Origin of the sequence: Novosphingobium aerophilum (assembly GCF_014230305.1) — a bacterium.
GTDB lineage: Bacteria > Pseudomonadota > Alphaproteobacteria > Sphingomonadales > Sphingomonadaceae > Novosphingobium > Novosphingobium aerophilum.
In genome coordinates this window covers 97,141-111,144 of the sequence record NZ_JACLAU010000003.1, presented here as the reverse complement: position 1 = coordinate 111,144, position 14,004 = coordinate 97,141, and the positions used below count along the sequence as shown (strand labels likewise).

At 67.9% G+C, this 14,004-nt stretch carries 10 protein-coding genes; 6 read left to right on the top strand and 4 right to left on the bottom strand.

From position 1 onward, the window contains the following. Window positions 1-58: 58 nt before the first annotated feature. The gene (locus H7F49_RS03980; protein ID WP_185682273.1) at window positions 59-814 is read left to right on the top strand and encodes an SDR family NAD(P)-dependent oxidoreductase; all 756 of its coding nucleotides are present in this window, start codon (window positions 59-61) and stop codon (window positions 812-814) included. Between the two features lie 31 nt (window positions 815-845). Here H7F49_RS03980 and H7F49_RS03975 read toward each other — a convergent pair whose 3' ends face one another. From H7F49_RS03975 to H7F49_RS03965, 3 genes are all read right to left on the bottom strand, one after another. After that, complete coding sequence (locus H7F49_RS03975) at window positions 846-2,492, bottom strand: GMC family oxidoreductase (protein ID WP_185682272.1); 1,647 nt, start codon at window positions 2,490-2,492, stop codon at window positions 846-848. Between the two features lie 11 nt (window positions 2,493-2,503). Then, complete coding sequence (locus H7F49_RS03970; protein WP_185682271.1) at window positions 2,504-3,139, bottom strand: gluconate 2-dehydrogenase subunit 3 family protein; 636 nt, start codon at window positions 3,137-3,139, stop codon at window positions 2,504-2,506. 393 nt (window positions 3,140-3,532) lie between these two features. Continuing rightward, entirely contained in the window at window positions 3,533-6,325 is a 2,793-nt protein-coding gene (locus H7F49_RS03965) for an Rne/Rng family ribonuclease (protein WP_185682270.1), read from the bottom strand. 503 nt (window positions 6,326-6,828) lie between these two features. On the opposite strand from H7F49_RS03965, the gene H7F49_RS03960 reads away from it, so the two are divergent. After that, window positions 6,829-7,767 (top strand): N-acetylmuramoyl-L-alanine amidase family protein, encoded by a 939-nt coding sequence (locus H7F49_RS03960; protein WP_185682269.1) that lies wholly within the window; start codon window positions 6,829-6,831, stop codon window positions 7,765-7,767. Window positions 7,768-7,815: 48 nt separating this feature from the next. Then, window positions 7,816-10,416 (top strand): penicillin-binding protein 1A, encoded by a 2,601-nt coding sequence (locus H7F49_RS03955; RefSeq protein ID WP_185682268.1) that lies wholly within the window; start codon window positions 7,816-7,818, stop codon window positions 10,414-10,416. A gap of 124 nt (window positions 10,417-10,540) precedes the next feature. On the opposite strand, the gene H7F49_RS03950 is transcribed toward H7F49_RS03955, so the two are convergent. Beyond that, window positions 10,541-11,140: a PEPxxWA-CTERM sorting domain-containing protein gene (locus tag H7F49_RS03950; RefSeq protein WP_185682267.1), complete on the bottom strand. Its 600-nt coding sequence runs from the start codon at window positions 11,138-11,140 to the stop codon at window positions 10,541-10,543. Between the two features lie 371 nt (window positions 11,141-11,511). Between H7F49_RS03950 and H7F49_RS03945 the strand changes: the two genes are divergently transcribed. The 3 genes from H7F49_RS03945 to H7F49_RS03935 all read left to right on the top strand — a co-directional run bounded on the left by H7F49_RS03945 (window position 11,512) and on the right by H7F49_RS03935 (window position 13,999). Then, entirely contained in the window at window positions 11,512-12,054 is a 543-nt protein-coding gene (locus tag H7F49_RS03945) for a peroxiredoxin (RefSeq protein ID WP_185682266.1), read from the top strand. Window positions 12,055-12,122: 68 nt separating this feature from the next. Continuing rightward, entirely contained in the window at window positions 12,123-13,250 is a 1,128-nt protein-coding gene (prfB, locus tag H7F49_RS03940; protein ID WP_185682265.1) for a peptide chain release factor 2, read from the top strand. Further along, window positions 13,247-13,999, top strand: a complete 753-nt coding sequence (locus H7F49_RS03935) for a class I SAM-dependent methyltransferase (protein ID WP_407940286.1) — start codon at window positions 13,247-13,249, stop codon at window positions 13,997-13,999. The genes prfB and H7F49_RS03935 overlap by 4 nt, the downstream gene beginning before the upstream one ends. Window positions 14,000-14,004 lie beyond the last annotated feature (5 nt).

Here is a 14,004-nt window from a genome sequence, read left to right as displayed (position 1 = left end):
ATCCATCCGCCTATTGTGACGCAACCCGCCAGGGTAGGACAGCGAAGGAGTGACAAGGATGACCACCTCGACGAGCCTCCGCCGGGCTGCCGTGTTCGGGGCGAGTGGTGGCATCGGCGCGGCTCTGGTCCAGGCTCTGATATCAAGCAATGATATCGACAAGGTCTACGCCCTGAGCCGGAGCCCGGCGGCCTCCCCCTCGATCGATCATCCCGCGATCGATCACCCCACGGTCGAGCCCATCGCGTTCGACCTGACCGACGAGGCGTCGATTGCCGCGGCTGTGGCAAGGATCGGGTCGCCGATCGACCTGTGCGTGGTCGCCACCGGCGTGCTCACCCTGCCGGACGGAACGGGCCCGGAAAAGAGCCTGCGGCAGATCGATCCCGCGGCCATGGCCCAGGCCTTCGCGCTCAACACGATCGGTCCGGCCCTGATCGCCAAGCACGTGCTGCCGCTGTTCCCGCGTGATCGCCGGGCGGTGTTCGCGGCCCTGTCCGCGCGGGTGGGTTCGATCGGCGACAATCGCCTGGGTGGATGGCACGCCTATCGCGCCAGCAAGGCCGCGCTCAACATGCTGATCCGCAATTTCGCCATCGAGCTGTCGCGCACCCATCGCCAGGCGATCTGCGTGGGCCTGCATCCGGGCACGGTCGACACGGGCTTGTCCGAGCCGTTCCAGAAAGGCGTGCCGCAGGACCGGTTGTTCACCCCCGCGGTGTCGGCGGCCCACCTGTTGCGGGTCATCGATGGCCTCGCCCCGGCAGACAGCGGCGGCTGCTTCGCCTGGGACGGGGCGAGGATCGAACCTTAGGCCAGGCCGGACCCTTCCGGCCGGTGCCCCGTCAGATCGCGTTCGCCTTGGCGAAGCGGTTGATGTGATCTGCCGCACGGAAGGCCAGGGCCTCGATCGTCAGGGTCGGCTGGCCACGCCCCGACGTGACCATGCTTGATCCGTCGCACAGGAACAGGTTCTTCACATCGTGGGTGCGATGGTACTTGTCGATCACCGAGGTGGCGGGATCGTTGCCCATCCGGCAGGTGCCGAGCAGGTGGACACCACCGCTGGCCGCGCCGACCTCGCCCGGCACGATCTGGCTGGCTCCCGCCGCATCCATGATTTCCACGGCGCGCTCGACCTGCCACTTGGCGTGCTTGATGTCGTCCGGATGGTCCTTGTAGGTCACGCGGATGGCGGGCACGCCCCAGGCGTCCTTGAGCTCGGGATCGATGTCGACCCGGTTGGTCTCCTGCGCCAGCGAGGTGCCGTGGCCGGAGCAGTTCATCCAGTAGGTGTAGGATTCGAGATAGTCCTTGAACCCCTGGCCCCATGAGGGCGTGCCGGGCGGGACCGATTGGCCCCAGGTCAGCGGCCCGCCCGAGCGCGCGTCGAACCCGCCGCCGCCATAGAATCCGCGCTTGGGATCGCTGTCATAGAAATCGTGGAGGATGCGGGTGACGTTGGCGCCCTTGTACTCGTTCAGCGGGTGCTCGAACCGGGCCATGGCCCCGCCGCCCTTGTTGAACATCAGATAGCGACCGACCTTGCCGCTGGAGTTGGCCAGCCCTTCCGGCTGGCTGTTGGTGGCCGAATTGAGCAGCAGCTTGGGCGTCTCGGCGCCATTGGCACAGACCACCACGGCCTTGGCCTTCTGGAACTGTTCGACCTTGTTCTTGTCGAAATAGTGCACCCCAGTCGCGCGCCCGGCGGCGCTCATGCCGATGCGGAAGACATAGCTTTCGGAGCGGACTTCGCAGTTGCCGGTGGCCTCGGCCTCGGGGATCATCGTCCAGACCGAGGACGACTTGGCCATGACCTCGCAGGCGAAGCCGCCGCACAGGCCGCACTGGGCGCAGGGCGGGCGGCCCTTGTAGTCGATCGAGTTGATCGCCATCGGCGAGGGGAAGGGGTGCAGCCCCAGCTTGCGCGCGCCGCGTTCGAACAGCACGCCCGAGCTTTTCACCGGCAGCGGCGGCATCGGGTAGGGCTTCGACCGCCACGGATCGAACGGGCTGGCCCCGGCCAGGCCCGACACGCCGACCTCCCATTCCACCTTGGTGTAATAGGGTTCCAGTTCGGCATAGGTAATCGGCCAGTCGACCAGGCTGGCACCCTCGATCGGGCCCCACTTGCTGCCCTCGATGAAGTCGATCTCGTGCAGGCGCCAGAAATTGGCGTTGAAGTGCGCGCTGCTGCCGCCGACCACCCGGGCATAGGTCAGCGGGTTGCGCCCGTTCATCTGCTTGGCGGTCTGCGTGGCATCGCTGCGGAAGGTTTGCGGGTTGGTCGCCGGATTGTTGGTGATGCCCGACAGGTTGCGGTACTTGAGCTCGTCGTGCTCGAACTCGTAGGCCGCCATGCGCGGGCCCTGTTCCATCACCACCACGGAATGGCCGGCCAGCGCCAGTTCGCGCGCCATGATCCCGCCCGAGGCGCCGGAGCCGACCACCACGAAGTCGACGATCTCGCTGGTCTTGAATGTCTTGGGCATGATCGGCTCCGTCAGGCGGTGTAGGGCTTGGTGCCGGGATAGGGCTGGAAACCGGGATAATCGCGGTCGTAGTAGCCAAACGGCGGTTCCCAGTAGTGGTTGTCCTCCACCCCGATCAGGGTCCAGCCCATGTTGTTCTTGTTGCCGCCGTACTTGGGCAAGGCGAGCAGGCCGAGCACGGTGAGGCGGCGCACGGCAAGGAAGAACGGGGTCTTATCCACCTGGGCCAGCCAGGCGGTCTGTTGGGCTTCGGGGGCCCTGGCGAAGGGCGTGGTGACGCCGGGCTGCTGGGCAAAACCGGCCTGGAATTCGCCCAGGCCCTTGCGGAAGGAGGCCAACTGGTCCTTGAAGAAGCTGCCCAGGGCATTGTCGATGAACAGCAGGGCCCCGACTTCCCGCGCGCCCGGGGTCTTGCCACTGGGCACGATCAGCCCGGCGATGGCCTCCACATCGGCGGCCTCGGACGGAGCCAGCGTGGTGATCGCCGTCGGCGGAGCCTCATCGCCCATTGCCATGGCATGGTGGCCATGCTGCATCGGCTCGGCCGCCGCCGCGATCGACGGCCAATTGAGCGCGACCCAACTGGCACTGGCCAGGTTGCCGACGGCGGTCAGGAACTGGCGGCGGGAGGGTACGTGCTGATCCATGGGCACTCCGCGGGAGTCGGGTAAAGACCAGCAGAGAGAGCATGGAGCGGCGGGCCGGGGATATACGTTGGACTGCGCATAGGGGGGCGGAGGGCGGTTCTGGTGAGCCACCTTGCACTCCGGACCCGCTCAGGCTGTGCTTGTCGAAGCCCACGCAGGACGACGGGCTTGGTTCCCGAGTGCAGCGCTCAGCGATTGCTGCGCCCGAGTGTGGGGTGATGTCGGCGCGTGGCCTTCGACAAGCTCAGGCTGAGCGGGCGCGGGGAATGAAGCCCAGCCGGACCCGCGATCCCGGACGATTGTGGGAGCAGGCGGTGGCGCGGCTGACCCGGAATGACAAAGCGGCGCGGAACCGGGGTTCCGCGCCGCCTTGTGCGTTGCTGAGCTTGCGGTTTACTCGCCGAAGGTCCGCTGCCACCAGCCGCGGCGCGGGGGCTCGGCGGGCTTGTCCTCCTCGGCCGGTGCGGCCTCGGTCTCGGGTGCGGCGGCTTCGCTCACCACCTCGGCCGGGGACTCGGCGGCGACCGTGTCGGCCTTCTTGCGGCTGCGGCTGGCGCGCTTCTTCGGGGCTTCCTCGGCCGGGGCATCTTCGACCACAGGCGCTGCCGCCTCGGCAGCCTCGGCCGGCGTTTCGGCCGGAGCCTCGACGTCGGCCTTCTTGCGGCTGCGGCTCGCGCGCTTCTTCGGCGCGGGTTCCTGGGCCGGGGCGTCCTCGGCAGCCGGTGCGGCCACCTCGGCGGTCACCTCGGCCGGCGTTTCGGCCGGAGCCTCGGCGTCAGCCTTCTTGCGGCTGCGGCTGGCGCGCTTCTTGGGAGCGGGCTCGGCCTCGACCGGTTCGGCGGCCACGGGGGCCTCTTCGGTCACGGCCTCGGGCGCATCGCCCTCATCCTCGCCGCCCTCGGCTCCCTCGGCCTGCTCACCGCCCTCGCGGTTGCGGCCACCGCGCCGACGACGACCGCGACGGCGACGCTTGCGCGGGCCTTCCTCGCCGCTGTCGGAGCCGTTCTCGCCCAGGGTCTCGCCGGCCTCGGCGCCGCCCTCGGTCTCTTCGGCGTCGCTGCCATCCTCGTCACCATCGGTCTCGCGACCTTCGGTGCCTTCGCCTTCGCCTTCACCCCGGTTGCGGTTGCGTCCGCCACGGCGGCGCTTGCGGCGCTTGCGGCGACCGCCGCCTTCGCCGTCCTCGTCGGCTTCGTCCCGCGGACGACGCTCGCCGCGATCACCACGACGACCCTCGTCGCGGGCTTCCTCCTCGGCCTCGTCCTCGGCGAAATCCTCGTCCTCGATGAAGTCGTCCTCGGGCTCGACGATCGGCTCGAACCGCGGCAGCACGGTCGGGCGCGGGCCGGATGAGGCGACGCGCATCTTGGCGCCCTCGTTCTCGCCCTCGGGGATCACCTCGACGCGCACGCCATAGCGGTGCTCGATCTCCTGCAGGTCGGCACGCTTGGCGTTGAGCACGTAGACCGCCGCTTCCTGCGAGGCATAGAGCGAGATCACGGTACCCTTGCCCTTGGCCGCCTCGTCCTCGATCAGACGCAGGGCGGACAGCCCCGCGCTCGAGGCGGTGCGGACCAGGCCCGAACCGTCGCAGTGCGGGCAGGCGCGGGTGGTGGCCTCGAGCACGCCGGTGCGCAGGCGCTGGCGGCTCATCTCCATCAGCCCGAAGCCCGAGATGCGACCGACCTGGATGCGGGCGCGATCGTCCTTGAGCGCGTCCTTCATGGCCTTCTCGACCTTGCGGACGTTCGAGCCGTATTCCATGTCGATGAAGTCGATCACGACCAGCCCGGCCATGTCGCGCAGGCGCAACTGGCGGGCAATCTCGCGCGCGGCCTCAAGATTGGTGCTGAGCGCGGTCGCCTCGATCCCGTGCTCCTTGGTGGAGCGGCCCGAGTTGATGTCGATCGAGACCAGCGCCTCGGTCGGGTTGATCACCAGGTAGCCGCCGCTCTTGAGCTGGACCACCGGATCGTACATCGCGGTGAGCTGGTCCTCGGCGCCATAGCGTTGGAACAGCGGCACCGGATCGGCATAGGCCTTCACCCGGCGCACGTGGCTGGGCATCAGCAGCTTCATGAAATCGCGCGCGGCGCGGTAGCCGGCTTCTCCTTCCACCACGACCTCTTCGATGTCGCGGTTGTAGATGTCCCGGATGGCGCGCTTGATCAGGTCGCTGTCCGAATGGATGATCGCCGGGGCGCTGGACTTCAGCGTGGTTTCGCGGATCCCGTCCCACAGCCGGGCCAGATAGTCGAAATCGCGCTTGATCTCGGTCTTGGTGCGCTGGAGGCCGGCGGTGCGGACGATGCAGCCCATCGACTTGGGCAGGTCCATCTCGGCGATGATCGACTTCAGGCGCTTGCGGTCGGCGGCCGAGCTGATCTTGCGGCTGATCCCGCCGCCGTGGCTCGAGTTGGGCATCAGCACGCAATAGCGGCCGGCCAGCGAGAGATAGGTGGTGAGGGCAGCGCCCTTGTTGCCGCGTTCCTCCTTGACGACCTGGACCAGCAGCACCTGGCGCCGGTGGATCACGTCCTGGATCTTGTAGCGGCGACGCAGGGCCATGCGCTTGTCGCGCAGTTCGTCGGCCTGCTTGGCGTGGGCCCGGCCCTTATCGCCACCCTGGCGACGGCGGCCGCGGCGGCGTGGCTGTTCCTTGGCCTCGGCGGCTTCCTCGCCGTCATGGTCGAAGGCGCCTTCGACGTGGCCGTCCTCGATCGTGGCGACCTCGTCCTTCTCGGACGTGTCGATCTCTGTCACGCCGCCGTAATCGTCGTCGTGATGATCGTGGTCGGTTCCGGCCATGTCGTCGGCCAGGCTCTCGCCCAGCTCGTCGTCACCGACGAAATCTTCCTCGCCCTCGGCGACGGCGCGCAGGGCGGCCTCCTCCTCGGCGTGGGCGGCCTCTTCGGCCAGGAGGCGCTCACGATCCTCCTTGGGGATCTGGTAGTAGTCCGGATGGATTTCGCTGAACGCGAGGAACCCGTGCCGGTTGCCGCCGAAGTCGACGAAGGCCGCCTGCAGCGACGGTTCGACCCGGGTTACCTTGGCAAGGTAGATATTGCCCTTGATCTGCTTGTGTTCGGCCGACTCGAAGTCGAACTCTTCAATCCGGTTGCCCTTCAGCACCGCCACCCGGGTTTCTTCCTGGTGGCGCGCATCGATCAGCATGCGCGTGGTCATCAACGTATCTCCGTGCGCGCCGCGGCCCGTTCCTCCTGACGGAGGCCGGGCGGGCGCGTTCCTGTGCGAAAACGCCGCGGCAACGGTGGGTTGCTGCGGCGGAACTGCGATGGTGGGGTTGCGTGTCTGCGGGCAGGGGAAGGCGCGGCGAAATCGAACGCGCGATCGTGGGAAGACCCGTCGCCACCAGCGCCGTCGCCCCGAAGGGCAAGGGACGGCAGGACAGCGAACGACTTCTCATACCAGCATCAACTCGGTTCAGGACGCCGGACAAGGTGTCCGGCGGTGGGTGCGGCCTGCCCAAACCCTTGTGCGACCGTTTCCGGAAGCGGCTTTGGCCGCGCGGAGGCAGGCCGAAGCATGGAGGGTTGGCGGTGGCAGAACTGCCCCTGCCCCGCTGCGTAGCATCGCTCCAACCGGACGGCAAGTTGTTGCACATCTGACAGAACAATGCCCTTGCGAGACGATTGCGACATACCTGCCAAAGTCTTAACGAAGCATGCATGCACCGCCCCGACGGGTCTCGCCTGCTGGCCATCGCACTTCTTGTGCTTGCACCGATCGCGGTCTTCGCGGCGATGGTCGCGGCTGACCGCAGGTTCGGTGCACCGGGGCGCGGGTTGGGCTACGTGGTGCGGATCAAGCTGCCGCCGGTCGCGGGCGAGATCGGCCTGCCGCAGGTCCGCGGCCCGCTCGACGCCAGCCGCCCGCTGGTGGTGATCGATGCCGGCCATGGCGGGCACGATCCCGGCGCCGGGGCCGGAGCGGTCCGCGAAAAGACCCTGACCCTGGCGCTGGCCAAGGCGCTGCGCGACGAACTGCTCGCCCACGGCGGAATCCGCGTCGCGCTGACCCGCGAGGATGACAGCTTCCTGGTGCTCGAGGAACGCGCCGGCATTGCCCGTCGTCTGAAGGCCGATCTGTTCATCTCGATCCATGCCGACAGCGCGACCGCCGAGGGCGCCAGCGGAGCGACGATCTACACCCTGTCCGACCGCGGCTCGAACGAGAACGCCGCGCGCCTGGCCGAGTTCGAGAACCGGGCCGACACGGTCAACGGGGTCGAACTCGGCGGGCAGAGCGGCGATGTCAACGCGATCCTCGTCGACTTGTCGCAGCGCGACAGCCGGGCCCGGTCCGCCAGCTTCGCCGAACTGGTGCTGCGCGAGGGCCAGGGCCTCGTGCCGTTCCGCGAACGGTCGATGCAGTCGGCCGCCTTCGTCGTGCTCAAGTCGGCCGACCTGCCCTCGGTCCTGGTCGAATCCGGCTATATCAGCAACCCCGTGGACGCGGCGCGGCTGACCTCGAGCCAGGGGCGCAAGGCCATCGCCACCACCCTGGCGCGGGCCGTGCGGGTCTATTTCGCGCGCCAGTCCGAGCCCGGGGCGGGGGCTGGGGCAGAGGCAACCGGCGGTGGCGCCGCGGCGACCGGTGCGCCGTGAGCCAAACCGTCTGGCTTCGACCGCGCGGCGCGTGCTAGAGGCCCGGCGATGGCCGACGATCCCGTACCCGACCAGACCCAGCGGGTCCGCATCCGCCGCGAGGCCCTGGGCCTGTTCGCCCGCATCTTCGCCCGCATCTTCGATCGCCCGCTCAGCGCGCTGCGCACCCGCCTGGGCGACCGGTTCGCTCCTTTGGCGACCCGCGTCACGGAGCTGTGGCGCGGTTATGCGCTGGTGCGTTTTGTCGGCTTGGCGCTGGGCGTGGTGCTCGCCGGCTACCTGCTGGTCTGGGTCACCGTGGCGCGCAACCTGCCTTCGGCCGATGGCCTGCTGACCTACCAGCCGCCGCTGCCGACCATGGTGCGCGGCGTGAACGGCGAGATCGTCTATTCCTACGCCCGCGAACGGCGGGTGCAGTTGCGTTTCGTCGACTTTCCCAAGCCGGTGATCAACGCCTTCCTGTCGGCCGAGGACAAGACCTTCTGGACCCACGGCGGGGTGGACCTGACCGGCCTGGCCGGGGCGGTGGTGGATTTCGCCACCAAGGTCGGCTCGGGCGAACGCGCCCGCGGCGGATCGACCATCACCCAGCAGGTGGCCAAGAACATCCTGCTCAGCAACGAGTATTCGATCACGCGCAAGCTCAAGGAGATGATCCTGGCGCGGCGAATCGAATCCGTGCTGAGCAAGCAGCAGATCCTCGAGCTGTACCTCAACGAGATCCCGCTCGGCCGGCAGAGCTTCGGGGTGCAGGCGGCGGCCCAGGCCTATTTCGGCAAGGACGTCGATCAGTTGCAACTGCACGAGGCGGCGTTCCTGGCGATCCTGCCCAAGGCACCCGAGACGTACAGCCGCGCCCGCCACGCTGGTCGCGCGCTCGAGCGGCGCAACTGGGTGCTCGACCAGATGGTGAAGAACGGGCTGGCCACACCCGCCCAGGCCGCCTTTGCCAAGGCTCAGCCGCTGGGACTGATCCCGCGCCGGGTGGAAAGCTGGGACCCGAATGTCGGCTACTTCGTCGAGGAGGTGCGCCGCCGCTTGATCGACCGCTATGGCGAGAACGCCGATGACGGCCCGAACAGCATCTATGCCGGCGGCCTGTGGGTGCGCACCTCGCTCGATCCCGAGCTGCAGCATGCCGCGCAGGACGCCCTGCGCGCCGGCATGCTGCGCTATCACGCGGGCAAGGGCTGGCGCGGTCCGATCGCCCATCTGAAGCTGGGCGAGGATGACTGGCAGGCCCAGCTGATCGGCAACAACTTCTCGCTGCGCTACCAGAACTGGCGTGTCGGGGTGATTGTCCAGCGGCGCGGGCCGAGCGCCACGATCGGCTTCAGCGATGGCACCAGCGGTCCGCTGACCGGGATTCCCGACCAGCTCCAGCGCGGCGACGTGGTCGCGGCGGCGCCGCTTGGCGGCGGCACCTGGGGCCTGCGGATCGTTCCGGAAGTGTCGGGCGGCATGGTGGTGGAAAGCCCGCGCTCGGGCCGGGTCCTGGCCATGGCCGGCGGTTTCGATGCCGGGCTGGGATCGTTCAACCGGGCCACCCAGGCGTTGCGTCAACCCGGCTCGACCATCAAGCCCTTCGTCTATGCCACCGCGCTGGATTACGGGATGACTCCGGCGACAATGGTCCCCGACCAGTCGTTCTGCGTCTACCAGGGCGCCGGGCTGGGCCAGAAGTGCTTCCGCAATTTCGACATGCGCGGCGCCGGCGGTGTCCACACGATGCGGTGGGGGCTGGAACAGTCGCGCAACCTGATGACCGTGCATATCGCCAACGACACGGGCATGCCGCGCGTGGTCAACACGATCCAGCGCGTCGGCATCGGCAAGTACGATCCCTATCTCAGCTTCGCGCTGGGGGCGGGGGAGACCACCGTGGCACAGATGGTCAACGCCTATGCCGCGCTGGCCAACAACGGCGTGCAGTATGCCCAGTCGATGATCGACTATGTCCAGGACCGCACCGGCAAGGTGATCTGGCGGGCCGACACCCGCCCGTGCACCGGCTGCTCGATGGCCGAGTGGGATGGCAAGCCGATGCCCCGCCTGACCCCGCGCGGCAAGCAGGTGCTCGATCCGCGCACCGCCTACCAGGTGGTCCACATGCTGGAAGGCGTGGTCCAGCGCGGCACGGCCACCGTGCTGCGCGACCTGGGTCTGCCGCTGTTCGGCAAGACCGGGACCACCTCGGGTCCGACCAACGTCTGGTTCGTCGGCGGATCGCAGGACATTGTCGGTGGGGTCTACCTGGGCTTCGACCAGCCGCGCTCGCTAGGCGGCTATGCCCAGGGCGGCACGTTCGCGGCGCCGATCTTCCGCCAGTTCGTCAGCCAGACCAAGGCGCGCTGGAGCCATACGCCCTTTGCCGCTCCCGCCGATGTGCGCATGGTCAAGATTGACCGCGTCACCGGCAAGCGGGTGTTCGGCGGCGAGCCGACCGAGGATCCCAAGTCGTCGATCATCTGGGAGGCCTTCAAGGCCGACACCGAACCGCCACGGGCGACCCGCCAGGACCAGCTCGCCGCCGAGCGCGAGGCGATCATCGCCGCGATCCGCAAGCTGCGCGAAGTGCAGAGCGACGAGGCCATGCCCGGGGAAGAGGAAGGGGCGGACTTCGTCGAGCAGCAGGGCGGGGTCTATTGAGGCTGGGCGCCAACGGATTTGCGCAGAGGTGGGCGACGAACCGCTCGACGGAACCCCAAACGAACCGGGGCCGGCGCGCCATTCGTCCTAGCCGCGGTTCGCATTGCCGAGCGGGTGCCCAGTTTCAGGTCAAGCCGAGCCTTGCCCTGGGGCGGCGGCGCTGCGCCGCGGCGACCAGACCGATCCCGCAGATCATCAACAGCCAGGTGGAGGGTTCCGGCACCGCCGCAGTCACGCCCGTGATCTGCACGCCGAAGCCCAGAACGTTGTAGGGGTAGAACGTACCGCCGACCCCGTAGGCATAGCTGCTCAGAGGGTTGGGCGACCCGCCACCCATGGCGTCGTTGCCGTTGCTGTCGAAGCCGATCCAGTAATCGCCCGCCGCAAGGGACCAGTTCAGGCCGGAGACACCCTGCCACGAGCCCGTGCTGCCGGTTGAGGTGAACGATGTGGTCTGCAGGGTGTTGGCGTAGCTGGGCAGCGTGCCGGGGCCGAACAGCGAGACGGTGATGGTGTGCCCGCCAGCCCCGCCGATGTAACCTTGAACGCCGGTGATGGTGCTGGCCGAGCCAAGCGTGAACTTGCCGGCCAGGGTGCCTCCGGGCGCAAGGGCGGAGCCCAGCGTCGTTGGTGTGCCCGTATCGACCAGGGTGGCAGCCTCTGCCATCGGTGCCATCAGCGTGGCCAGGGTTGCTGTAGTTAACCCGATGATTTTCTTGCGCATTTGGCCCCCTTCCACCAAGTTGATCGCAAACCCATCGCCGGTTTCTTGCAGCGAGGTCTCGATATAACTTGGTAAACGGCATGATAACGCATTTAGAGGTTGGTTGAACGACTATCTTGAAACGTGAGCGTGTCGGTTTGGCACAGCCGGCTTGTCTGTCGCCGTCGCGGTTCCTGGCATGCATTTAGCCGCATGTGCTTGTTCCGGACTGCAAAGCTGCCTTGATGGATGGCTGGGGAGGGGCCTGAACGGAAGGTCTGGGCTGGGCGCTGCGCGGTCCGGATACTTGCGGGGGGCTTAAGCGTTCGTGTGGTTGGGCTCTCCCCTAGGTGCCGCTTTACCTCGACCGCCATCCGAGTCATTCTCCCCCCATGAACCGCACCCTCATCGCCCCCGTCGCCGCGCTCTCCGCGCTTGTCGCCACCGCCCCGGCCATGGCCGCGCTGCCTGTCGGCGCTCCGGCGCCGCAGATCGTCACGCAGGGGGCGATCGCCGGGAAGACCTTCACCTTTGATCTGCAGAAGGCGCTGAAGAAGGGGCCGGTCGTGCTCTACTTCTTCCCCAAGGCCTTCACCCAGGGATGCACCCTGGAGACCAAGGCCTTTGCTGACGCCAGCGACAAGTTCGCCGCGGCCAAGGCGACCATCGTCGGCATGTCGGCCGATGACCTGCCGACCCTGCAGAAGTTCTCGACCGAGGCCTGCCGCAGCAAGTTCGGCGTGGCGACCGCAGGATCGGCGGTGGTTTCGGCCTACAAGGTTTCGCTGCTGCCCGCCGGGATCGGTGGCATGACCAACCGCACCTCCTACGTCATCGCGCGCGACGGCAAGATCGTGATGGTCCATTCGGAGATGGACTGGCGAGAGCACGTCGCCAGGACGCTGGCCGCGGTCGAGGCGCTCAAGGGCAAGTAAGCGCACCCGCTTTACAAACACGCGCGGCCCGCTAAGCGGGCCGTTCGTTTTTCTGGAGTGCTTGTGTCATGCGTGCCGAAGGGCAGGCTCATATCGACCGGATCAATGCCGCGCTGGCGCTGGTCCGTCGTTCGCTCGACTGGGACCGCGCGCTGCGCCGGCTCGATGAACTCAACGCCCGGGTGGAGGATCCCAAGCTCTGGGACAATCCCAAGGATGCCGAGGCGGTGATGCGCGAGCGGCGCCGGCTCGATGCCTCGGTCAGTGCGGTCAACCAGATCTCGGCCGAGATGGCCGATGCCGTCGAGTTCGTCGAACTGGGCGAGGCGGAAAACGACGAGGACACGATCGCCGAAGGGCTCGCCAGTCTGGCGGCCCTGGCCGAGCGGGCGGATTCGGACAAGGTCCAGGCGCTGCTGTCGGGCGAGGCCGACGCCAACGATGCCTATCTGGAAGTCCACGCCGGGGCCGGCGGGACCGAAAGCCAGGACTGGGCCGAGATGCTGCAGCGGATGTACACCCGCTGGGCCGACCGGCACGGCTACAAGGTGGAACTGGTCGACTATCACGCGGGCGAGGCCGCCGGGATCAAGAGCGCCACGCTGCTGATCAAGGGCGAGAACGCCTATGGCTATGCCAAGACCGAAAGCGGCGTCCACCGGCTGGTGCGGATCAGTCCCTATGACAGCTCGGCGCGGCGCCACACCTCGTTCAGCTCGGTGTGGGTCTATCCGGTGATCGACGACAACATCGCGATCGAGATCAATCCGGCCGACTTGAAGATCGATACGTATCGCGCCTCGGGCGCCGGTGGGCAGCACGTCAACACCACCGATTCGGCGGTGCGCATCACTCACGTCCCCAGCGGGATCATCGTCGCCAGCCAGCAGGACCGCAGCCAGCACAAGAACCGCGAAATCGCGATGAACATGCTGAAGGCGCGGCTCTACGAGGCCGAGCTGGCCCGGCGCGAGGCCGCGGCTTCGGGCGAGTACCAGGCCAAGACCGAGATCGGCTGGGGCCACCAGATCCGTTCCTACGTGCTGCAGCCGTACCAATTGGTGAAGGATCTGCGCACCGGCCAGACCTCGACCTCGCCCGACGACGTGCTGGACGGCGCGCTCGACCCGTTCATGGCGGCCGCGCTGGCCCAGCGGGTGACCGGCGACAAGGTCGCGGTGGAGGATGTCGATTGACCAGGTGGCGCGGCCGCGCAGTCTTGCTGCTGCTGCCGGTCCTGGTGCCGCTGGGCGCTTGCCAGTGGCGTACCGCCGATGCCGACCGGCCTGAGGCGGCGCGCGGCTTCCCGCGTGCGGATCGGCCGGTCTCGAACATCGGGGTCACCCAGTTTTCCACCGAAGACCTGCGCGACAGCATGGGCGAGGCGCGCACCGTGATGGACCTGGCGCGGATCGCGCCGGGCATGACCGTGGCCGATCTGGGTGCGGGCGAGGGTTACTACACGGTCCGCCTGGCGGAACGGGTCGGCGCCAAGGGCCGGGTGCTGGCCGAGGACATCGACAAGGGCGCGATCGAACGGCTGGGCATGCGCGTCGAGAAGCAGCGGCTCGACAATGTCTCGATCCGGCTCGGCACGCCCGAAGATCCGCGCCTGCCGGCCAATTCGTTCGACCGGGTGTTCATGGTGCACATGTATCACGAAGTGGCGGAGCCTTACGCCTTCCTGTGGAACCTGCGGCCGTCGCTGCGGCCGGGCGGTGCAGTGATCGTGGTCGACACCGATCGCCCGACCGGGCGGCATGGCACACCGCCGGCCTTGCTGCTCTGCGAATTTGGGGCGGTGGGCTTCCGCTTGGTCGAATTTGTCCGTAAACCGACCATGGCGGGGTACTATGCGAAATTCGAGGCTTCCGGACCGCGTCCGGCGCCCAAGGCGATCAAGCCCTGCCGGCTCGCGGCAGATGGAACCACAATCGGGCATTGATGATT